This window comes from Candidatus Zixiibacteriota bacterium (assembly GCA_019038695.1).
Classification (GTDB): domain Bacteria; phylum Zixibacteria; class MSB-5A5; order GN15; family FEB-12; genus B120-G9.
Genome location: JAHOYZ010000015.1, coordinates 50946 through 72045, shown reverse-complemented (window position 1 = coordinate 72045; position 21100 = coordinate 50946). Strand labels below are relative to the sequence as shown.

Sequence of the window (21100 nt, the reverse complement as noted above, 5' to 3'; positions counted from 1 at the left end):
ATGAGTAAGACAGTTCTTTTCTTTCCGGGGCAGGCTTCGCAGTATGTTGGCATGGGGCAGGATCTACATGCCCATTCGGCTGATGTACGTGCCCTGTACGAATTGGCGTCCACTGAGATGGACTATGATATTGCCCGGCTCTCGTTTGAGGGTCCGGTCGAGGAGTTGAAACGAACCCGCTTCACTCAACCCGCGATCTTGCTACATTCTCTGGCGGTTTTGACCGTTTTGGGCGACAAGCTTCCGTCCTTTGACTTTGTCGCCGGACATTCGTTGGGCGAATACGGGGCGTTGGCAGTTGCGGGTGCTATGACTTGCGAGCAGGCCATTAAGGCAGTTGTCAGACGGGCCGCCCTGATGGAAGAAGCTTGCCTTCAAAGACCGGGTACGATGGCGGCCATAGTGGGTCTTTCGGCGGACAAAACGGAAGATATTTGCAATCGCGCATCAGCTGCGGGGGTGGTGATTCCTGCTAATTATAACTCCGCCATTCAAATAGCCGTCTCCGGTGAAGTGGTGGGCGTTGAAAAAGCGATTGAGCTGGCCAAGGAAGCCAAAGCCAAACGAGCCATGATGCTTGAGGTTGGAGGAGCGTTTCACTCGCCCCTGATGGAGCCAGCCAAAGCAGGCCTGGAGACCTATTTGGCAAACGAGACATACAAGGCGCCGTCAGTTCCTGTGGTGGCCAATGTAACCGCCCAGCCTGTTACCACAGCTGAAGCCATTCGTCCTCTGCTGGTGTCACAGGTAACGTCACCGGTGAGGTGGGCGCAGACTATGAAGTATCTCGTCGAGCAGGGAGTGGACACGGTCTACGAAATCGGCCCGGGCAAAGTACTTTCGGGATTGGCTCGTCGCGACATGCGGCCAGAAAAACAGATCAGTCTGGACACTTTGTCCGATATTGAAACGTTTACTGCCGGCCCAGAATAAGGATTATGAAATGATGGACCTATCAGGGAAGACGGCCATTATTACAGGATCAGCGCGAGGTATCGGGCTGGCCATTGCCACCAGATTCGCACAAGCCGGGAGCAATGTAGTTATTTGCGATCTGGATCAGGATGCGGTCGACCGCGTCGCCGCCGGATTAGAGACCGATGCCATTGGTGTCAAAGCTGATGTAACGAGCGCCGATGATGTCGCGGCTCTGTTTGAACAAACGGTGTCTAAATTCGGACGAGTTGATATTGTAGTCAACAATGCCGGCATCACACGCGATACACTTCTGGTTCGGATGGCTGAAAAAGACTGGGACATGGTACTTGACATCAATCTCAAGGGCGCTTTTCTTGTCACCAAATCGGCCGCGAAGCTTATGATGAAACAGCGTTCGGGGCGGATAATAAACATTAGTTCGGTCGTGGGACTAAACGGCAACGCTGGTCAGGTGAACTACGCGGCATCCAAAGCCGGCCTGATCGGGTTGACCAAGAGCGTGGCCAAGGAACTGGGTACCAGGGGTGTGACCGTAAATGCGGTGGCGCCCGGATTCATAGAGACCGAAATGACCGAATCGCTATCGGAAGCGGCCCGGAAGCAGTTTCTGGACCATATTTTGATGAAGCGGGCCGGTTCGCCAGACGACGTTGCCTCGACCGTGTTGTTTCTTGCCTCGGACCTGGCAGCGTACACGACCGGTCAAGTACTGTCGGTGGATGGCGGAATGTCTATTGTTTGAGAAATTGAGAGAAGGACAAATACAAGGAGTTATGGAATGTCTGTAGAAAACGACGTCAAGGATATCATTGTTGAGCAGTTGGGCGTTGAGATGAAGCAGGTGACACCGGATGCCAAGTTTGTTGAGGATCTGGGTGCGGACTCTCTGGACACTGTTGAACTGGTGATGGCCCTCGAAGAGAAATTTCAGATCGAAATTCCCGACGAAGACGCTGAAAAAATCGCTTCGGTCGGTGATGCTATCAACTATATCAATGACAATGGCAAGAAGTCCTGAGTAGTTGATTCCAACGCCAAACAAGCGGGAAAAATGAAAACAAGAGTAGTTGTCACGGGCCTCGGGGTTGTAAGCCCGTTAGGCAATAGTGTTGAGGAATTCTGGAGTTCACTACTGGCTGGAAAATCCGGAGTGGGCCCTATTACACGTTTCGATACTACAATCTATCCTGCCAGGATTGCAGCCGAGGTCAAGAATTTTGATCTGAGCGGCATTCTCGACAAGAAGAAACTCCGCAGAATGGACCCATCCGAACAGTATGCTGTCGGTGCCTCCGAAGAGGCGGTCAAAGACTCAGGTCTTGATCTGGAAGCGGTGGACCTTGATCGATGCGGAGTGATAATTGGCTCCGGTATCGGGGGGATAACGACCTTCGAAAAACAGCACAGCCAACTCGAGAAATCCGGTCCAGGTCGCGTATCGCCCTTCTTTATTCCGATGATGATTATCGACATGTGTGCCGGGTTGGTGTCGATCAGGTATGGTTTCCGCGGTCCCAACTATGCTACCGTATCCGCTTGTGCTTCATCAGCGCATGCTATCCTGGACGCCATGCACATTATCAAGCGTGGCGACGCCGACATCATGCTGGCGGGTGGTGCTGAAGCTTCGATCACACCTACCGCAGTGGCCGGATTCTGTCAGGCCAAGGCTATCTCGACCCGTAACGATGAACCGGAGAAAGCTTCGCGGCCATTCGATGTCGGTCGTGACGGTTTTGTGATGGGCGAAGGATCGGCCATGCTCCTATTGGAATCTCTTGAACATGCCCAGGCTCGGGGAGCCGAAATCTATGGCGAAGTCGTTGGTGCCGGTATGACCGCCGATGCTTACCACATGACCGCTCCTGCGCCTGATGGTCACGGAGCAAAGCGAGCCATGGTGCTGGCCATCAAAGATGCTGGCCTTGAACCGAACCAGATTGATTACATCAATACCCACGGTACAGCTACACCGTTGGGTGACATCGCCGAAACTACTGCAATCAAAGATGTTCTCGGCGAACATGCCGCGAAGATTCCCTGTAATTCGACCAAGTCGATGATTGGTCATCTGTTGGGTTCGGCGGGAGCAATAGAAGCGGTTGTTTCTCTTCTATCTATCAAAAACAGCATTGTACACAAAACTACCAATATAGACGATCCTGATCCCGAATGTGATCTGGACTATGTGGCCGAAGGTAACCGCCAGGTAGATGTTCGCTATGCTCTGTCGAACTCTTTCGGTTTTGGTGGCCATAACGTTTCGCTGGTTGTTGGCAAGTTTGACGGCGCATCTTAGAAATGGGCTTCTGGAAGAAGTTCACAAATCTCCTGGGCAATGCTGCTGATTCCGAATCCGTTGACCTGAAAGACGTTCAAAGGCTCATTGGGTACCAGTTCTCTGAGCCGACCCTGTTACTCCTGGCTCTTACCCACCGTTCATATTCGTATGCCCATGATCAGTATTCGAAGTCCAATGAACGGTTGGAGTTTTTGGGCGATTCGGTCCTGGGCCTGGTTATTGCCGAGCAACTCTATCGTGACCATACTGAAGTGCGTGAGGGGGACTTGACCAAAATGAAGGCTCTCCTCGTTAGCGAGACTACCCTGGCCGAGCTTGGTATTCGTTGTGGCCTCAACAAACACATGCTACTGGCTCCCGAGGAGGAACGCTCCGGAGGAAGAACCCGGCACTCGATTGTTTCAGATGCATTTGAGTCGGTATTGGGAGCCGTGTTTCTTGATGGTGGCCTGGAAGCTGCCCGGAAGATCATCAACAAGTTGATCTACTCTGCCAAAGACGATATTGCGGCCGATTCCTCGCGTAACAATTTCAAAGGGGAACTGCTTGAACGGATTCAAGCTCGGGGAGAAGGAATGCCGCACTACGAAGTCGTATCAGAGTCCGGACCGGATCATGATAAAGTATTCCATGTGGATGTGCACGTCAACGGCCGGGTCGTTGGCACCGGTCAGGGACATACCAAGAAGGAAGCCGAACAAAAAGCGGCAGGGAATGCTCTCGGCAAGCTTTCCGATTAGCTACATTTTCTTTCCAATTATTTCCATTCACGCCCAAGTGAAGATGACATAACAATTGTTCTATATTATGGTTCCAGCTCTTTTTCAAGTTCGGAAATAAGTGAATCGATTTTAAAGTCCTTCAGGTCCAATGACAACAAGCTTTGGTATATCCCGAGGGCTTCTTCTTTCTTCTGCTGGTCATCTTGGGTAGCGAGTACATTGGCGAGATTGATGCGATAGGGAATCGAAGTGGTATCCTCTGCATGGAGCTCCCGCATTTCCTGCTCGGCCTCGGCGAACTTGTTGGCGGCGACCAAGAACGTAGCACGATTGCTGCGTAATTCCGGTAGCGGCCCGAATTTCTCAATAGCGGAGTCAAGAACCCTAAGCGAGATATGAACTGAATCAATATTGGAAGCTGCCATCGCAACCCCGATAGACCATTTGATGTTCTCCGGCTCACTTTTTAGTAACAGCCTAACATAATGGTAGGCGTTGGGGAGGTTATGTTCGCGAGAGTAGAGGCTGGCCAGGGTTTCATAATACTGTCTCTCAGGATCACCAGTGGCGATCAGCACTCGGATAGCCCGAATAGCGGATTTGTTATCTTTGAGGGCTCGGGCCAGAGTAAGGAGTTCCAGGTTGATTTCTCTTTCTTGGGGATAGAGGACGTTGGCCCGACTAAGGAAGAAATAGGCACTATCCAGCAAGAAATCACGAGAATAGCTCAGTCCAAGGTAATACAGCGCGTCATGATCGGAGGGTTGCTCAGCAACGGCTCGGCCCAGGTAGCCTCTTGCCTCTGCGTATTGTTCATCAATGAAGGCTTTCTTGCCGGCGATCATCAGTTCTTCAAATGACTCCGGCTCCGGTGAGCAGCCGATCAGGACTAAGACAAGGAGTATCAGGACACAAGTTCTTCTCATGAGTTCCTTCCGTAGTATCTGTAAGTGATCAATGATATGTCTTTTCGGTTTGGAATTCAAGGGTTTCAAAGATAACATAGCAGTAATGTAAACTAATAGAGGAAAAGTTGACATGCGGTCTGGAGAGTGTACATTAAGTATCTGATGGAAGAATTGAGCAGTTACAGCAATACGGTAAAGACACTGGCTCTGGCGAAGTATGCCAATATTGGTCCGAGGCAGTTTGCGGCCTTGATGCACCAGTTCGGCGATCTTGACACAGTGCTCACCGCTGATACCGATTCATTGTCGGCCATCGAAAGCCTTGATCCCGAGGCAATCGAACTAATACAAACAACCAGAACAGAACTGGACTGGGTTGCTCGATATCATGACGAGTTGACCCAGCGTGATATCAAAGTAGCTACTCGTTTCGATCCGGACTATCCCCGCCCGCTGGAGGAGCTGAATGACCCGCCGCCACTGTTATATGTCCGTGGACAGTTACCTGACAATTCGCTCAAAAGCGTTACGGTCATTGGTGCTAGTCAGGCATCACAGGAAGGCATAGAGCTTACCGTTTCTCTGACACGATTACTGGCTGAGGCCAATATTCAGGTAGTGTCGTCGCTGAGAGGGGGCGTTGATGGTGCTGTCCATCTTGGAGTCAAGGCGGCCAAGGGGAGATCCTTTGCTGTTCTGGATTCCGGTGTTGATCATCTCGACTTGACGGAGCAAACTCCACTGGCTGTTGACATTGCTCAGGAAGGTGGACTGATAGCCGAGTATGCGCCAGATGTGGAACAGGATCCTGACCATCTGAAGGAAGTCAATCGACTTCTGGTCGGGCTATCCCAGGCGGTGGTAGTGACAGAGTTTTACAACGATTCACACAGTACGAAAGATACCCTCTCCTTCTGCCATGATATTGGCAAGCTCGTTTTCCTGATGGTCGATCCCAAGCATGGCGCTCTTTCGGATGAAACCGCTCTGGCAACTGCCAACGAGTATGGTGCGGTGCCGATTGTCGGACTTGACCAGGTGGATAATATCATAAAAGCGCTGGTATAGTTATCTGATGGACGATGTCTATCACACTCCGGCGACTGAAGCCAGATACGAGACAAAAGTAAAGGGTTCGCGGTTCATTGCCGAGTGTCGTCTGGTTTCATCACCCGAGGATGCGACAACCGCCCTGGCGTCTATTCGCAAAGGCGAGCACGCCGCCACACATCATTGCTATGCCTGGCGGGTGGGACTGTTTGATGACATGAAGTTCAAGTACTCGGATGACGGCGAACCTTCCGGTACTGCCGGGCGACCGATCTATGATGCGATGTGTGGGCGTGGGCTTGACAATGTTTTGGTGGTGGTAACGCGCTATTATGGTGGAACGAAACTGGGCACGGGAGGACTGGCGCGTGCCTATGGCGAAGCTGCGGCAGGAGCTCTCGACGCGGCAGGAAGTCAGAAAAAGTATCTGACCGCCAAGTACCGGGTAGTAATCGATTTTGGTCTGTTTGATCAACTTAATCGGATGCTGGCTAAATTCGAAGCACGACAGGTGAAGGCCGACTACTCGGATCGCGTGACGCTTGAGATTGAAATCCGTCTTTCCCGATCAGAGGTGTTGGTGGCGGAAATAATCGAACTCAGTGGAGGCAAAGCCACAGTTGAACAACTCCAGGCATAATAAGCAGCTCGATTGCCTTGGAATGGGGATTGTCCCGCTCGATTTCCTGGTGACGATTCCGAAGTTCCCGGAGCGGGGCGGCAAGGTTGATGCGACCGATCTTTGCATTCAGGGTGGCGGACCGATTCCGAATGTTATGGTCGGGCTGTCACGTCTCGGATTCCAAACAGCGGTGATCGTTGTCGTCGGCGATGACATGGCCGGACAAATCTCAGTTGAGGAACTCAAGAGAGACGGAGTCAGTACTGACTATGTTATCAGGAAGAAACGCCGGTCGGCAACTGCCTTTGGTTTTGTGGAGGAGAACGGCGGGCAGCGAACCATCGCACTTCATCGTAAAATTGGCATTAGCCCCCGCGATCTCGATCTTCCTCGTTATCCGATCCCGCGCCTGATCCATCTCGACGGACGCGACCTTGATGCCAACATGAAGCTGGCTCGCTGGGGCAGAAAACACGGCGCTGTCATCTCGTTTGACATCGGCTCGGTTCGTGATGATGTGTCCCCTATTCTACCATTGATTGATCATCTCGCTGTAGCCGATGCGTTCGCTTTTCCGTACACAGGGACACAAAATATCAGAAAAGCACTTCAGTGTCTGGCGAGGATCTGTCCGGGAACGGTCGTAATTACGCAAGGGACCAAAGGAAGTGCGGGGTTTGAGAATGGGAAGTTCTATCGACAAAAAGCATATAGGGTAAATGCCGTTGACACTACTGGCGCTGGGGATGCTTTTCATGTAGGGTACTTGTGTGGTCTACTCGCAGGCGAAGACATTCAACAGCGCCTGAGACTCGGGTCGGCGGTAGCTGCTCTGAAGTGTACGAAGCCGGGAGCGAGAGAAGGGATGCCAACCCGTCGCCGGCTAAACCGGTTTCTGGAAAGTAAGGCTGTTACATATGCTTGAACTGTTGGGCGATATAGACAGAACAATGTTCTTGTTTTTCAACGTGACCATCAGTAATCCGGTCACCAATATTTTGATGCCGATTGTTACTTCCGACAATCTATTGCGTGTACTGTACGGGGTCGCAATGATTCTCCTGTTGTGGAAAGGAGATTCGCGGCTGCGATGGCTGGTGTTGTTCTCGGCGTTCGCGCTGCTGGTAGCCGATCAGTTGTCGAGCCAGTTCCTGAAGCCGTTAATCGCCAGACCGAGACCATGTCACATAATGACCGACATCAATCTTCTGGTGAACTGTGGCGCGGGATATGCATTGCCGTCATCACATGCGACCAATGCTTTCGCTCAGGCGGCTTTGTTTTCGCTGGCTGCCAGGAACACCCGGTGGTATTTGTGGGCGTTTGCATCCATAGTGGCAGTCAGTCGCGTCTTTGTTGGTGTGCATTATCCGTTTGATGTTTTTGCGGGTGCGTTCATAGGGACGGCGGTGGGAATCGCCGTAGCCTTTGGGTTTGGGTATTTCGAGCAGAAGAGGAAGGAAGGCATCGCCTCTTCCAGTCAATCGAAAGAGAAGAAGAGGTAGTCCATGCCGTTTTCAATTGAGATCATCAGGGGCGATATCACTCATGTTGACACCGAAGCGATTGTTAACGCCGCCAACAACGAGTTCTGGATGGGAGCCGGAGTTGCGGGAGCGATCAAGAACGCAGGCGGACAATCAATCGAAGACGACGCCATGATAAAAGGACCGGTGATGCCGGGTGAGGCAGTGTTTTCGACAGCGGGAAAGTTGCCTTACAAGTATGTCATCCATGCTGCCGTCATGGGCCAGGATCTCAGGACCAATGACAAACTCATTCGCCAGGCCACAGTCAGTTCGCTCAATCTGGCCGAGAAACTCGGAATCAAGTCGCTTGCTTTTCCCGCCTTTGGTACCGGTGTGGGTGGCTTTCCAATGACTGCCTGCGCCAACCTGATGGAAGCCGCAGTGCGAGGGTATCAGCCGGTAGCGAAGCATCTTGAGCGGGTAGTGTTTTGTATGTTCGACGAATTGGGCGTGTACGCCTTCACGAAAGCGGCAGGGAGGGACCGATGAGCATATTGAGTAACATGCCTCTGGAGATCCAGCGGCAGATGCACTGTCTCGAAATGATAGACGCCAAGGATCGCATTGACGGTACGATGCGCATGAAACGATTACGACAGATTCCACCGGAGACAGGACACTTTCTGGCGATTCTTGCGGCTGGTGCCCCCAGGGGCAAGTTTGTTGAGATCGGAACAAGCGCCGGATATTCGAGCCTCTACCTGGCTCTCGCTTGCCGAGCGGTGGGGGCTAAGCTGGTAACCTTCGAGCTACTGGAGGAGAAAGCACGCCTGGCAGAGGAGACGTTTCGAAAGGCCAAGGTAAACGACGTTGTAGAATTGGTTGTCGGAGATGCTTTGGAAAACTTAGGAGACTTCAGCAAAATCGCGTTCTGCTTCCTCGATGCGGAGAAAGAGGCTTATCAAGCCTGTTATGAGCAAGTGATTCCTAATATGGTCAAGGGAGGAATCTTGGTGGCGGACAATGTTACCAGCCACCAGACCGAACTAAAGCCATTCGTTGACCGGGCGTTGGCGGACGAACGAGTTGACGCGGTAGTATTGCCAATTGGCAAAGGGGAACTCCTGTGCCGACGAAGCTGAAGTGTCGTAGGGTGGGTCCGTCCTCGAACCCGCCTCTCGAGGAAGGGTTTGAGTAGGAGCCCTGTGCTCCTGCCGAATGCGGCAGAACCACCATGGGGCTCTGCCATACTGACAGCAGTGTGTCGCTTGACCTCTTTCTTGCGAGAACGTGATTGTGATATTACGGTGAACGTGCTATACTACCAGCAGAATCACACATGCAATATACGGAAGGGAACACCATGCGGTCAGGGTTCGTAGCATTTCTCATATTCATTATACTCATCCCCGCCATTGTCTCTGGACAAACAAAAGTTGGGACAGCTGGTACGTCGTTCCTGGAGGGGTCCCTTTCTCTTCGTGCCAATGGCATGGGCGAAGCCGGAGTTGCCCTTTTCGATCCGCACTCGATGTATTTCAATCCAGCAGGGTTGGGGCTGTATGCGACCCAGCAAAGAATATCAATTACACCTCCACTCTGGTCCACCACGCTACCGGTGGATTTTAGGAAGCAGTTAGCTCTGGCAATTGTGGGATTTGACGCCAGACAGTTCGGGCTTGGCCTGCCACTGAGTTGTGGTCTCGGATGGTACCGCGTGAAGTTTGAATCTCCTGAAATGGTGGAGACCGACTACTATCGCGCACCAACCGGCCGGCTTTTTCAGTGGATTGAAAAGTCCGATAATTTTGTCTTCGCCTTAGCCTACAATGGTTCGGTTCGCATCGCCCTGGGAGGAACCTACAAGCTGATTGAACAGGGGGCGGAGGGTCGTTTTAATGACAAGGCACACGCCTTTGACTATGGTGCGACACTTCAGTTGCCTCTGGACAGCTTATTCAATATGAGGTTAAACGAAACTATCTCGGCTATAGTCCGACCCGTATTCGGAGTGGCCTGGCGGAATGAGGGATTGGATGTTGATAGTGGTGACAACAGCTATCCACTTCACAGCTCTCGACGCTGGGGATATGCAATTGAGTTGGGTGTCAAATGGAAGATCCCATTCTGGGACTGGAGGCTGATTTCGATCACTTCCGCGATTGATGATGAGAAAACGCATCTGGATGATTGGTTGGCACATCGAGGGGTAGAGATGGGGCTGGTTGAAGCGGTATCTTTCCGAATTGGTGAATGCGATGGTAGGGACGATGACAGTACAACCTGGGTCTACAATCCGGGAGGAGACTTCGACAGAACTACCTGGGGTTTCACAATCAGTAGTCCCGGTCTGGTGAAGGTTCTGGCCGCGCTAACGTCTGGCACGTCTACCCCGCCAAGTCGGACCCTCCAGTTCCTGATGGACCGGATCGCGGTCGAATATACTGAAGCACGGTATAACTACAAATCGCTTTTCCCTGATCGCAAGTACAGAGGTTTGACCATCAGCTACCGCCACACGTTGGGGCATTGATAGCCAGTTCCTTCGGCTATTAGCTTGACAAATAGGGTCAAATTGGGTTTCGTCCAGCAGGTAAGTATGAGTGAAAGTCAGCATGATATAGCGGCCCAAGCCAGTGTGAATAAGACCGGAACAACATATATCGACCTCTTCGAGAAATGCCGCACCTACTGCGACCCTCAGAAGGTGATGGAGATGGGTATTTATCCCTACTTTCATCCGATGCAGTCTGCTCCCGGCGACGAAGTGGATATAGACGGCCAGAAGTGCATCATGGTTGGTTCCAACAATTACCTGGGGCTGGTCGATCATCCCAAGGTCAAAGAAGCGGCGGCTGAAGCCGTCCGCAAATATGGTTCCGGTTGTACCGGCTCGCGTCTTCTCAACGGCACCCTGGACCTTCATGTTGAGCTTGAAGAACGCCTGGCCCGGTTCATGAAACGTCCCGCAGCGCTGGTTTTTTCTACCGGTTTCCAGACCAATCTTGGCACAATTGCAACCCTGGTGGGAAAGAATGATGCGGTCATTATCGACCGCCAGGATCACGCCAGCATTGTCGATGGTACCCGGCTCTCGTACGGCAAGGTTTACAAGTTTGCCCACAATGATATGGATGATTTCGAACGGGTTGTTTCCAACGTGCGCTCGAACAACTCGCGCGGGGGCTTGCTGGTAGTGGTTGATGGTGTCTTCTCAATGGAAGGCGATATTGTCAATTTGCCGCGGCTGGTTGATGTTGCCCAACGCTATAACGTGCGGGTTCTGGTCGATGATGCTCACGCAATAGGTGTCCTTGGTGAAACGGGTGCCGGAACGGCCGAGCATTTCGGATTGATTGACAAAGTTGATATCACGATGGGGACATTCTCCAAGTCGTTTGCCTCGCTGGGTGGGTTTATAGCGGCAGATAAGCACATAATCAACTATATCAAACACCGCGCTCGGGCATTGATATTCTCGGCTTCAATTCCACCGGCCAATGCAGCTTCGGTTCTGGCGGCACTGGATATAATTGAATCCGAACCAGAGAGACGAGAGCGAGTGTGGAAAAATGCACGTCGCATGCAACAGGAGTTCCGTGACCTCGGCTTTGATATCGGCGACACCGAGACTCCGATTGTGCCAATTGTGGTCGGCGATGACCTTGATGCGTTCACTTTCTGGAAAGCACTTTTTGACAATGGCGTGTTCACCAACCCGGTGGTCTCACCGGCGGTACCCCCCGGACAGGCCATGATACGGACTTCATATACGGCCACCCACACCGACGAGCAACTCAACCGGGTAGTAGAAGTGGTCGCTCGTGTCGGCAGGGAGAAGGGACTTATTCCTTAGTCACGCAGCCTATGGCAAAGATAGAAGTGATCGAAGTTGAATCTGCTTCACAATTGAAGCAGTTCATTACATACCCCAACCGTTTGTATCGTAACGATCCCAATTATGTCACACCGCTTATCTCGGAGCGGCTTGAGTTTTTCGATCAAGAGAAGAATCCGTTCTTCCATTCGGCCCGGGTAAAGATGTTCCTGGCTATGGACGGTAATGAGGTAGTGGGACGTATAGCAACCTGCATCAACTACAACCACAATGATTTTCAGGCGGAGCAGGTTGGTTTCTTTGGTTTCTTTGATTGTCCTGACGACTATGAGATCGCCTCAACCCTTCTTAAGGTCGCTATGATTACTATCAAGCGTGAGGGGATGGAGAAAATGCGTGGCCCGATGAGTTTCTCCACCAATCATGAGTGTGGTTTTCTCATTGAGGGATTTGACAGTCCTCCCACAGTGATGATGACTTACAATCAACCCTACCTGCCACGCTTGACGGAGAAGTTTGGTCTCAAGAAAGCTATGGATCTGGTGGCATATCGGTTTTCTGAAGAGGTCCCGGTTTCGCCCCGTATCGCGAAGGTCGTAGAGAAAATCACTGCCCGTGCCAAGATCACTATTCGAAGTCTAAACATGAAGGACTTCGACAACGAAGTTAAGCGTATCCACCGGGTATATAACCAGGCTTGGGAAAAGAACTGGGGATTTATTCCCATGACCAAGGATGAGTTTTTCCACACGGCCAAGAATCTCAAGCAGATTCTTGATCCGGATATCGCATTCGTCTGCGAACGTGGCGACACGCCGGTTGCATTTTGCTTGGCGTTGCCGGATATCAACCAGGCGCTCATTCATCTCAAAGGCAAACTTTGGCCCACGGGGTTACTCAAACTTCTGTGGCATACGAAAATCCGCAATAAGATCAACTGCGCTCGTATTATCACTTTTGGCGTTATTCCCCAGTTCCAGAAACGTGGTCTTGAGATGATTATGTACCACGCCTGTTTTACGACAGCCACAGGTAAAGGCTACAGTTGGGGCGAAGCATCCTGGGTGCTTGAGACCAATGATCTGATGCGCAAGGCTATCGAACAAATGGGAGCTACCGTCTACAAACGCTATCGCATTGTCGAAATGCCGCTGTAGCTGTAGGTTCCCGTACGCTCACGGCAAAGCGCCAATGCTCCTGTACTCGTATCACTCAGAATCGAAGCATTTCAATTCGTCAACCTTGAAAACCCACTCCGGCGTCACAAGGGTCGGCCCAGACGGTAGCTTGTACCAGGAGGACAGATTAGCATCGTTTGGGTTCTTAAGAATGTGTATATCCTGGGCCGGCATGTAGCTCTGCGCCAGAAGAAACAATTTCTCGCCCAACAGCGAATCGTAGGCCATATCGATCACAATAACTGCATGACCAGGGAAGCCGCCCTTGATGAACAGATCGCCGATTTGGATTGCTCCCGGCTGCCGACGCGACTTCAGTTCCTGGCTTAACGAATAGCTACCGGCATAAGTGAAGACGATTTCCAGGTACTCTCTGAAACACTGATAGGATGAATCAGGCTGTGCCCGTTTCTCCCACGTCACATTGTTACCGTTAACTATAGGACGGTAACCAGTAATCCATCGTCGAAAGGACGCTTCGTCACCGCTGGTAAACTTAAAATGTATAACCTCGTAATCCCCTCTCGAATACAGATACTCAGCGCGTAGCCGCATAACTGCATCGGCGCACTGCTGAAGGTTTCTGGTTCCGGGATCAATGTCGATCACCGCAAAGTGCGCCTCCTGATTCCCCTTTCGTTGTCCATTGTGCAGAAAGACGGGAGTGCCAGCTTTTTTCAAAGGGAGATACCGTAGCCACTCAGCAAACGAACTGTCATCGACAGTTACTCTCACGAATCCCGGCGGAGTTAGTATTTCTGAGGCAATAGTGCGTTCAATAACTTCGCCATTCTTCCAGGTATAGTTATTATCTTGAGCTAATGCTGTCATCGCGACAAATAGGGCGGAGTAAATTATAAAGCGTGGAATCATCATTAGTTCCTCTTATACACAGAACAATGACATAGGGTCTGTCGTTAGAAAGCGGGCGGCCCGTGTGAAGCCGCCCGCACCATATCTCCAATCACCCAGACGCGGTGAAAGAGTCTAGCTATGCTAGTTCTTCTTCTTGAAGTCTTCCATGAACTGGGCCAGCTTCTCTGCTCCTTCCAGGGGCATAGCATTGTATACCGAAGCGCGTACACCGCCTACCGAGCGATGACCCTTCAGACCTATGAAACCAGCCGCCTTAGCGTCGGCAATGAATTTCTTCTCAAGGTCCTCTGAAGGAAGTCGCAGCGTGATGTTCATCCAGGACCGACTGTCCTTCTCAACCGCGCCTTTGAAGTAGTCAGTGTTATTATCAATTACGCCGTAGATCAAGTCTTTTTTCCTCTCATTGATCTTCTCAACACCGTGCAATCCACCCTGTCGCTTGATCCACTCGAGGATCAATTTGACAACGTAGATCGAAAATGACGGCGGCGTGTTGGACAACGATTTTTTAGCGGCCTGGGTTTTATAGTTGAGCAGAGTCGGTAATTCGTCGTTAGACTTCTGCAACAGATCGTCGCGCATCACCACCAGGGTTGTCCCCGATGCACCCAGGTTCTTTTGCGATCCGGCATAGAACATGGCGAACTTGCTGTAGTCCAGACGGCGCGAGGCGATATCGGACGACATATCAGCAATGAGCGGCAGGCCATTTGTCTCGGGGAGGTAATGATACTGAGTGCCTTTGATAGTGTTATTGGTAGTGATATGCAGATAAGCCGAATCGGCCGGAATATCCAATTCGTTCTGGGAAGGGATGTGTTTATAATCGACCGCCTTGCCGTCGAAGGCGACATATGCCCTGGAGACGATGTTGGCTTCCTTGATCGCCTTGGTTGACCAGGTGCCGGTATCGGCATAGGCGCCGGTTTTACCGCCCGCCAGGAAATTCATGGGTATCTGGAAGAACTGCTGTGATGCGCCGCCGGTGAGGAAAACTACATGATACTTGTCGTCCAGACCAAAAACTTCCCGCGCCAGTGAGATCGCCGCTTCGTTGACCTCGTCAAACTCCGGAGAGCGATGAGAACTCTCGATAATCGACATACCTGTATCCCGATAGTCCAGCAGTTCGTCCTGGATGATCTTGAGAACTTCCAGCGGCAGCGTGGACGGTCCGGGATTGAAATTGAAAACTCTGTTTGCCATCTTTATGCCTCGTTCCTGGAGCGTTTTGCTCCTGGTTTATTTCTAATTCTTAGCCGCGAAATCGCTGACCAGTCGTTCAATGATAACACCGATACGCTTCATATTCTCTTTCGTCGAAGCACCAATATGGGGTGCGAAAATCGTATTCGGGGCATCCATCAACGGTGAATTCTCCGGGGGATCGCTGTACCAGACATCGGTGGCGAACCCGGCCAGTTTGCCGCTCTTGAGAGCCGCGACGATATCTTCTTCAACCACACACTTACCGCGACCAGTGTTGATCAGATACGCACCATCCTTGAACTTGGCCAACATATCTTTGTTGATGATACCTTTTGTCTGTGGCAGCAGAGGCATGTGCATGGAAACAAAATCTGATTGGGCAATGGTCTCTTCCATCGTGGGAATAATCTCAGCCCAGTCGGTAAAATAGACATCGGGGTGCCAGCCAATAGTTCGCATTCCGAACATCTTGGCACGTTTAGCGAGTGCCAGTCCGATCCGACCGAGGCCAAGGATTCCAAGCGTCTTGTCGGACAGTTCGGTTCGCTTCAGTTCTTTCTTGATCCACTTGCCTTCGCGCATGGAGGCATCACCTTTGGTGATGTGATTCGGCAACGCGATCATCAGAGCAAAAGCCATTTCAGCCACTGCCGCCGATGAGGCCTCGGGGGTATTGTGAACGGCGACACCCTTCTCTTTGGCATAAACCAGATCAACATTGTCCAGCCCCACGCCACCCCGAATGACCATCTTAAGGTTTGGTGCAGCGTCGATGTACTCTTTGGTCACCTTGGTCTTGCTGCGAATGAGAACAATGTTAGCCTCGGCCACGCGGCCCTTGTCGTCGGTTACTTCGCCATATTGGGAGAGAATTCCCGGCAGCGAGTCGTCAAAAGCATCAGAGATTAGAACCAGCATTTTTTGAACCCTCACAGTTTATTCGTCAAGGAGATTAACTACCATGCCACTACGCAGCTTCGGTTCGAACCAAGTCGATTTGGGCGGCATCACTTGCCCGGCATCAGCTACCGCCAGCAATTGAGTCACCGTGACCGGGTACAACGAAAAAGCGAGATCGAAATCACCGGAATTGACAAGCTTCTCAAGCTCGGCTACTCCCCGGATACCGCCTATGAAATCAATGTTTTTGTCGGTGCGGATGTCTTCAATACCAAGTACGGGACCCAACAAATTGGACGTCAGCACCGCCGCATCAATCGAGTCGGCCGGATGGTTAGCGTCGAACGTGCCCGGTTTGGCGGTCAGACGGAACCAGTTCCCCTGGCATAGTGTGCCAAAACAGTATGGGTTCTTTGGCTCAAGCGGTTCCTGCAGGGGGGTGACATCAAATGCATCCTTCAAACGTGCCACAAACGCGTCAGCCGTCATACCGTTCAGACCTTTGACGACCCGGTTGTAGGGCAGGATACGAAGTTCGCTGTCGGGGAAAATCACATTGAGAAAGAAGTTGTAGTACTCGTTGCCGGTATGGTTTGGATTCTGTTCTTTCATACGGCGGGCAACTTCAGAAGCGGCGGCCGAACGATGATGGCCGTCGGCGATATAGATAGCATCCAGTTTCCCAAATGCTGCAACCAACACGTTTATGGCTCCAGAGTCATTGATAACCCACATCTCGTGGCGCACATCGTCCTCGGTGGTGAAATCGTATTCGGGAGGTGCGGCAGAAATACCGGCAAAGATTGCTTTGATGTCCGGATTGTCACGGAAAATGGAGAAAACCGGCCCTACCTGGGCGGCGACTTTTTGGATATGATCCGCCCGGTCGTTGACTTTGACAGGGCGAGTATGCTCGTGCTTCTTTATTGTGCCCTGCTCGTATTCTTCGCACGAGGTGAGTGTCACCAGCCCGGTTTGGCTCTGGCCTTTCCAGGTGAGACGGTACAGATAGAAACAGGGCTTCTGATCGCGCAGCATGATATTGTCATCAGCCAGACGCTGGAGGTTTTCTTTGCCACGAAGGTAGACTTCATCGCTGTACATTGAGACACCCGGTTTGAAATCAACTTCCGGCTTGTTGACACGCAGAAAGGAATTGGGGTTGTCTTTGACTAATGCTCGTGCTTCATCGCTATTGAGCACATCATAGGGAGGTGAGGCAACAACGGCGGCCATGTCGGGGCGAGGGCGAAGACCCTTGAAGGGACGAATAACAGACATAGATACTCCTTTCCGCAAGCGTTACGACCCATTTCGTAACGGTCCGTAAATATATCAAAAGGCAAGGAAAATTCAAGGTCGATCGGCTGAGGGGAGCTATTTTTCTTGGGGGGGATTAGGATTGGTGATTGCTGCTCCTGGCGAAGTCAATCTCTCGTTGAAAGTGATTTCATGCTCAGAAATATGACCAAGTCGCGGGTTTTTCATCCATCCAGCGCACGACGTTTTGGTTGTTTTAACGTATACTGTGCAAGAGCAGTGATGAAAACAGCTAATTCACTTGATGGTGCTGACGTTTTTTACAGCGGCTTCAGGGCCGGCGACAGCTATCGACTGCCCATCGGGATCGGTAGAAGTAACGGAGGAAGTGGAGTTCGAATTCCTCGACACACTCGGGGCTACCGCCAACGACTTCCATTCTTCGTGCTTTCAGAAGGAGCAAGGTGTTTCTATAATCGCCTCTGATGTAGAATTCGTCGGCGATGACCTTGGCTTCGGTCTCAGCCAGAACTATCCCAATCCTTTCAACCCGAGTACGAACATTTCATTTGATCTTCCCAGCGCCTCTCATGTTAGCCTGATCATCTACAATGTGACTGGTCAGAGAGTCCGATCGCTGGCAAACTCGCGGTTGCGGGCTGGAAATCACGTTCTTACGTGGGACGGGATGACTTCTGGCGGAGAGAGCGTCGCAAGCGGTGTGTATTTCTGTCGCCTGGTAGTAGGAGAACAGCAGGCCGTAGCGAAGATGCTGCTTCTGAAGTAGCCCGCTGTGCACCACACAAACAACAAACGGGTCAGGCGTCACACGACGCCTGACCCGTTTCATATACAGCATCAAATCTATTCGCCGTACGGTGAGAAAGCGCTCACAAATCCGGGACCGTACAGAACAGCATTAACGAACATCTTCCGAGTGCCATGCCAGTGGGCACGTAAATTGGGCGCACCAGCAAACATGATGATCTGCCCTTTCCCTTTGCGCTCGCGTGTGACATAGGCCGTTCCCGCCCATCGTTCACGTGCTTCCGGCCACAACAATCCCGAAAGGCGTAGCCTGTTCTTGTCTGAAGTGAAGCGCGCAACAGTTGTTACGGACTGATCGGCCAGGAAGGCATTGCGCGACCATGCCATCACCGGCACTCTCTCTCGCATTCCAAACGCCAGCCAGTATTCGGTGTCGATATCGGCTCGCATGATCACACCTCGTGGGCGGAAGCGCCGGTTCCATCGATCCAGTTCCTCGGCCTCTTCTTTGCCAAGTTTAGCTCTAAGGGGCTTCTCTTCTTCTTTCTCGGCCACCTTAGTTTCTTCTGGATGCCAGAGAGCCATTGTATCAACAACCGGTTTCTCCGCCGCCAGTTCACGGTCAAGAGCGCGATCATAAACATCCAGCTTGTCCAACATCTGACGTTTCAGCCGGACATTCGACAAAGCCACATTTGAATCAGCCGCCCATGCCGCCGAGGAGCCCTCAAGAATCAACGTGCCACCATTACGAACCCATCGGGCCAGTTTCTCTTTGCCGGACTTACCCAGCCGGTCGGCCAGACTACCCCATGAAGCCGGAAGGATCAGAACATTGTAGGGGGATAGATCGGCACCTTCGAACCATTCCATCGACAACAACGAATGCGGAATCTCCAGCTCCCGATCAATAGTATGCCAGAGCGATCCCACGCCGGTGTAGTTAAGCGGTGCACCAAAACACAAACCCACTCGTGGCTGTCGGAGTAAACGGAAAGTCGGTGCGCCGAGATGTGAACCTTTCGTTGAAAATCCGGTATTGACACCGTAGATATTAATCCCGATCTCATCGGCTATTTTGGTCAGAGCCTCGGTCAAGTGTTGGATGTTCCCACGGCGGTGCAGAACCAACGCTCCCGATTGGAAGGAGTGACCTTCGATAGTGAAGGCTTTTTCCGAGGCATAGACAATCAGCTCTTCTTGGAAAATGCGATTGAGTGCCAGGAAAGTTTTCTCTCCGACCATATCAACAATGAAACCATAACTGGCATCGGGGTTAATCAACTGGCCGGGTGACAAAGTCACCTGTTGTACAACTCTGGTCGTTGCGTTGAATTGAGAAAAGGTCTGATAGGCCTCGAGATCGTACGCCATCGGCACACACCATGCAGACACTTCGTACATTCTGGTATCGCCATGTTTTTCCAGTTCACGGCGTTCTTCCTCGAGGAAATCCTTTTTCAGATGCAGATCAAACTCCATGATGGTTTTGGCCAACGCACCATGAGCCTGAGCAGTGCTGACTATATAGGTACCGGTCGGGAATTCTTTGTTGCTGTGTTTTTCGGCATACACGTCGACCGCACTTGAGACCGTAAACGACGAGGTAGCCTGTTGCACTTCGATTCCCTGCATAAGCAAGGATTCAATAAAGCGGTTGATTTTCAGCTCGTCGCGATCAGGCGCAATCAGGAATGTCAGTCGGTCTTTTTCGCCCCGAGCGACAATATCCTTTCGGACCTGGCGATAATCCTTGAGCAGCTCCACCCGGTTGTTAGCGGTGGTGTGAAGGTTAGCCAGCGATGACGAAAACTGATGGTTGACCGATTCGTGATAACTCAACAGGTAGTCGTTACTCTGGCGAACAAAAGCGCCGTCAACTCCAGCCTGTTCATACAAAATGCCAACCGCGCCGGTGAATGTCGGCCAGGCTGAGCCATAGCCAATGTACCACTGATCATTCCATTCTCCGGTATAATAGGGCCAGCCACGTTGGTCGAATGCGGTCGCCTGATCCTTGCTAAAAACCGGATACCATTTCGCTACATTGGATGGCATGTTGTAATTGATCGGTTCACGGGGGGGAGAAAACAAATAAGTCGCATTAGACCCCATCTCGTGAGCATCAACACACATTACCGGATGATACTTAACAATAGTCTGTACCCGTCCTCGTGTTTCCGGCTGGGTCAACACCATCCAGTCGCGGTTCATATCAAACAAATAGTGGTTGGTCCGCCCCCAGGGCCATACACCGTTGTGCTGAGCCGAGCGCGAGTCCCAGTTGGGAACGTGGCTTTTGTGGGTCTGCAACATACTCAGGTAGCGCTCACGGCCGTCCGGGTTTTCATTCGGGTCAATGATTATGATGACATTTTCAAGTAGATGAAGCGTTGCGGAGTCATTGGCTGCGGCCAAATGATACAGCAATTGCACCGCCGCATCGACCCCGGAGAGTTCATCACCATGAATAGAATATCCCAGCCACGCAAAAGCGGGCAGACCGTCTACAGCGTTATCCAGAGCCACGCCCGTCAGATCAGACGCAGGATCAGCTACGCGGTCCATCGAGACTACATGAGATTGGAAGTTTGCGATATTCTCCGGCGACGAGACAAAGATATTGTACATCTCGCGACCTTCGTGTGTGGCCCCGTGTGTTTCCATCGTCATGCGATCCGAACGCTCAACCAGTATCTTGATGTACGCGGCCATCTCATGATAGCGCATTGGCCATGTACCCAGGGGATGCTGGAGATAGTAGTTTGGTTCGGGGATGGATTTGTCGTAGTTACCGTTAGTATAGAAAGGTACAGAATCAATCACAGCCTTTGGTGAATATGACGGGTGTAGTCCAGCCTGCAGTACGGACGAGGCTATGAGTAGAGTCAAAGCAATTAAAAGAAGGGACTTCGTCCCTTTGGCGAGTTTCATAGGGACCTCCTTGGAAGGTTGAATGATATTGAACGTTTTCCAAAGAAAGGGGTGCCCCCGGCACCTGTAAAGGGAAAAGTTGGGGAGATTGGCTCCCGTCTGACTCCATAACAACGCGCTGGTAC

Annotated in this window: 21 protein-coding genes; 15 read left to right on the top strand and 6 right to left on the bottom strand. The window is 51.6% G+C overall.

Going from position 1 to position 21100, the window contains the following annotated elements:
- Genes fabD through rnc form a run of 5 tightly spaced genes read left to right on the top strand, consistent with a single transcriptional unit; the run spans position 1 to position 3981 of the window.
- A complete protein-coding gene (gene fabD / locus KOO62_06620; protein MBU8933664.1) occupies positions 1-933 on the top strand; it encodes an ACP S-malonyltransferase in 933 nt (310 codons plus the stop codon).
- Between the two features lie 13 nt (positions 934-946).
- Positions 947-1681 carry a 3-oxoacyl-[acyl-carrier-protein] reductase gene (gene fabG / locus KOO62_06615; protein ID MBU8933663.1) on the top strand — a complete coding sequence of 245 codons (735 nt, stop codon included), beginning with the start codon at positions 947-949 and terminating at the stop codon, positions 1679-1681.
- A gap of 36 nt (positions 1682-1717) precedes the next feature.
- Entirely contained in the window at positions 1718-1957 is a 240-nt protein-coding gene (acpP, locus tag KOO62_06610; GenBank protein ID MBU8933662.1) for an acyl carrier protein, read from the top strand.
- 33 nt (positions 1958-1990) lie between these two features.
- On the top strand, positions 1991-3238 hold the full coding sequence (gene fabF, locus KOO62_06605) for a beta-ketoacyl-ACP synthase II (GenBank protein MBU8933661.1): 1248 nt from the start codon (positions 1991-1993) through the stop codon (positions 3236-3238).
- Positions 3239-3240: 2 nt separating this feature from the next.
- Positions 3241-3981 (top strand): ribonuclease III, encoded by a 741-nt coding sequence (rnc, locus tag KOO62_06600; GenBank protein ID MBU8933660.1) that lies wholly within the window; start codon positions 3241-3243, stop codon positions 3979-3981.
- A 65-nt stretch (positions 3982-4046) separates the two neighbouring features.
- On the opposite strand, the gene KOO62_06595 is transcribed toward rnc, so the two are convergent.
- Positions 4047-4889: a hypothetical protein gene (locus KOO62_06595; protein ID MBU8933659.1), complete on the bottom strand. Its 843-nt coding sequence runs from the start codon at positions 4887-4889 to the stop codon at positions 4047-4049.
- A gap of 144 nt (positions 4890-5033) precedes the next feature.
- Between KOO62_06595 and KOO62_06590 the strand changes: the two genes are divergently transcribed.
- The 9 genes from KOO62_06590 to KOO62_06550 all read left to right on the top strand — a co-directional run bounded on the left by KOO62_06590 (position 5034) and on the right by KOO62_06550 (position 13007).
- Entirely contained in the window at positions 5034-5939 is a 906-nt protein-coding gene (locus tag KOO62_06590) for a DNA-protecting protein DprA (protein ID MBU8933658.1), read from the top strand.
- Between the two features lie 7 nt (positions 5940-5946).
- Complete coding sequence (locus KOO62_06585) at positions 5947-6561, top strand: YigZ family protein (protein ID MBU8933657.1); 615 nt, start codon at positions 5947-5949, stop codon at positions 6559-6561.
- Positions 6542-7468 (top strand): hypothetical protein, encoded by a 927-nt coding sequence (locus KOO62_06580; GenBank protein MBU8933656.1) that lies wholly within the window; start codon positions 6542-6544, stop codon positions 7466-7468. Before KOO62_06585 ends, KOO62_06580 begins: the two co-directional genes overlap by 20 nt.
- A complete protein-coding gene (locus KOO62_06575; GenBank protein ID MBU8933655.1) occupies positions 7461-8048 on the top strand; it encodes a phosphatase PAP2 family protein in 588 nt (195 codons plus the stop codon). Before KOO62_06580 ends, KOO62_06575 begins: the two co-directional genes overlap by 8 nt.
- 3 nt (positions 8049-8051) lie before the next feature.
- Positions 8052-8561, top strand: coding sequence for a macro domain-containing protein (locus tag KOO62_06570; protein ID MBU8933654.1), 510 nt, complete (start codon positions 8052-8054; stop codon positions 8559-8561).
- A gap of 2 nt (positions 8562-8563) precedes the next feature.
- Positions 8564-9154, top strand: a complete 591-nt coding sequence (locus KOO62_06565; GenBank protein ID MBU8933653.1) for a DUF1442 domain-containing protein — start codon at positions 8564-8566, stop codon at positions 9152-9154.
- Positions 9155-9351: 197 nt separating this feature from the next.
- Positions 9352-10545 (top strand): hypothetical protein, encoded by a 1194-nt coding sequence (locus KOO62_06560; protein MBU8933652.1) that lies wholly within the window; start codon positions 9352-9354, stop codon positions 10543-10545.
- Between the two features lie 129 nt (positions 10546-10674).
- Positions 10675-11868, top strand: a complete 1194-nt coding sequence (locus KOO62_06555) for a pyridoxal phosphate-dependent aminotransferase family protein (protein ID MBU8933651.1) — start codon at positions 10675-10677, stop codon at positions 11866-11868.
- Positions 11869-11879: 11 nt separating this feature from the next.
- Positions 11880-13007, top strand: a complete 1128-nt coding sequence (locus tag KOO62_06550; protein MBU8933650.1) for an N-acetyltransferase — start codon at positions 11880-11882, stop codon at positions 13005-13007.
- 51 nt (positions 13008-13058) lie between these two features.
- Here the strand turns inward: KOO62_06550 and KOO62_06545 are convergent, their stop codons facing one another.
- From KOO62_06545 to KOO62_06530, 4 genes are all read right to left on the bottom strand, one after another.
- On the bottom strand, positions 13059-13904 hold the full coding sequence (locus KOO62_06545) for a DUF4846 domain-containing protein (GenBank protein MBU8933649.1): 846 nt from the start codon (positions 13902-13904) through the stop codon (positions 13059-13061).
- A gap of 120 nt (positions 13905-14024) precedes the next feature.
- A complete protein-coding gene (serC, locus tag KOO62_06540) occupies positions 14025-15110 on the bottom strand; it encodes a 3-phosphoserine/phosphohydroxythreonine transaminase (protein MBU8933648.1) in 1086 nt (361 codons plus the stop codon).
- Between the two features lie 42 nt (positions 15111-15152).
- On the bottom strand, positions 15153-16031 hold the full coding sequence (locus KOO62_06535; protein MBU8933647.1) for a hydroxyacid dehydrogenase: 879 nt from the start codon (positions 16029-16031) through the stop codon (positions 15153-15155).
- Positions 16032-16049: 18 nt separating this feature from the next.
- A complete protein-coding gene (locus tag KOO62_06530; protein ID MBU8933646.1) occupies positions 16050-17294 on the bottom strand; it encodes a DUF1015 family protein in 1245 nt (414 codons plus the stop codon).
- Positions 17295-17577: 283 nt separating this feature from the next.
- Between KOO62_06530 and KOO62_06525 the strand changes: the two genes are divergently transcribed.
- A complete protein-coding gene (locus KOO62_06525) occupies positions 17578-18060 on the top strand; it encodes a T9SS type A sorting domain-containing protein (protein MBU8933645.1) in 483 nt (160 codons plus the stop codon).
- 77 nt (positions 18061-18137) lie between these two features.
- On the opposite strand, the gene KOO62_06520 is transcribed toward KOO62_06525, so the two are convergent.
- Positions 18138-20975: a hypothetical protein gene (locus KOO62_06520; protein ID MBU8933644.1), complete on the bottom strand. Its 2838-nt coding sequence runs from the start codon at positions 20973-20975 to the stop codon at positions 18138-18140.
- Positions 20976-21100 lie beyond the last annotated feature (125 nt).

What these genes read in the sequence shown, in the direction of transcription:
- fabD (MBU8933664.1), top strand. Translation starts at nt 1, where the DNA reads ATGAGTAAGACAGTTCTTTTCTTTCCGGGGCAGGCTTCGCAGTATGTT.
- fabG (MBU8933663.1), top strand. Translation starts at nt 947, where the DNA reads ATGGACCTATCAGGGAAGACGGCCATTATTACAGGATCAGCGCGAGGT.
- acpP (MBU8933662.1), top strand. Translation starts at nt 1,718, where the DNA reads ATGTCTGTAGAAAACGACGTCAAGGATATCATTGTTGAGCAGTTGGGC.
- fabF (MBU8933661.1), top strand. Translation starts at nt 1,991, where the DNA reads ATGAAAACAAGAGTAGTTGTCACGGGCCTCGGGGTTGTAAGCCCGTTA.
- rnc (MBU8933660.1), top strand. Translation starts at nt 3,241, where the DNA reads ATGGGCTTCTGGAAGAAGTTCACAAATCTCCTGGGCAATGCTGCTGAT.
- KOO62_06595 (MBU8933659.1), bottom strand. Translation starts at nt 4,889, where the DNA reads ATGAGAAGAACTTGTGTCCTGATACTCCTTGTCTTAGTCCTGATCGGC.
- KOO62_06590 (MBU8933658.1), top strand. Translation starts at nt 5,034, where the DNA reads ATGGAAGAATTGAGCAGTTACAGCAATACGGTAAAGACACTGGCTCTG.
- KOO62_06585 (MBU8933657.1), top strand. Translation starts at nt 5,947, where the DNA reads ATGGACGATGTCTATCACACTCCGGCGACTGAAGCCAGATACGAGACA.
- KOO62_06575 (MBU8933655.1), top strand. Translation starts at nt 7,461, where the DNA reads ATGCTTGAACTGTTGGGCGATATAGACAGAACAATGTTCTTGTTTTTC.
- KOO62_06570 (MBU8933654.1), top strand. Translation starts at nt 8,052, where the DNA reads ATGCCGTTTTCAATTGAGATCATCAGGGGCGATATCACTCATGTTGAC.
- KOO62_06560 (MBU8933652.1), top strand. Translation starts at nt 9,352, where the DNA reads ATGCAATATACGGAAGGGAACACCATGCGGTCAGGGTTCGTAGCATTT.
- KOO62_06550 (MBU8933650.1), top strand. Translation starts at nt 11,880, where the DNA reads ATGGCAAAGATAGAAGTGATCGAAGTTGAATCTGCTTCACAATTGAAG.
- KOO62_06545 (MBU8933649.1), bottom strand. Translation starts at nt 13,904, where the DNA reads ATGATGATTCCACGCTTTATAATTTACTCCGCCCTATTTGTCGCGATG.
- serC (MBU8933648.1), bottom strand. Translation starts at nt 15,110, where the DNA reads ATGGCAAACAGAGTTTTCAATTTCAATCCCGGACCGTCCACGCTGCCG.
- KOO62_06535 (MBU8933647.1), bottom strand. Translation starts at nt 16,031, where the DNA reads ATGCTGGTTCTAATCTCTGATGCTTTTGACGACTCGCTGCCGGGAATT.
- KOO62_06530 (MBU8933646.1), bottom strand. Translation starts at nt 17,294, where the DNA reads ATGTCTGTTATTCGTCCCTTCAAGGGTCTTCGCCCTCGCCCCGACATG.
- KOO62_06525 (MBU8933645.1), top strand. Translation starts at nt 17,578, where the DNA reads ATGGTGCTGACGTTTTTTACAGCGGCTTCAGGGCCGGCGACAGCTATC.
- KOO62_06520 (MBU8933644.1), bottom strand. Translation starts at nt 20,975, where the DNA reads ATGAAACTCGCCAAAGGGACGAAGTCCCTTCTTTTAATTGCTTTGACT.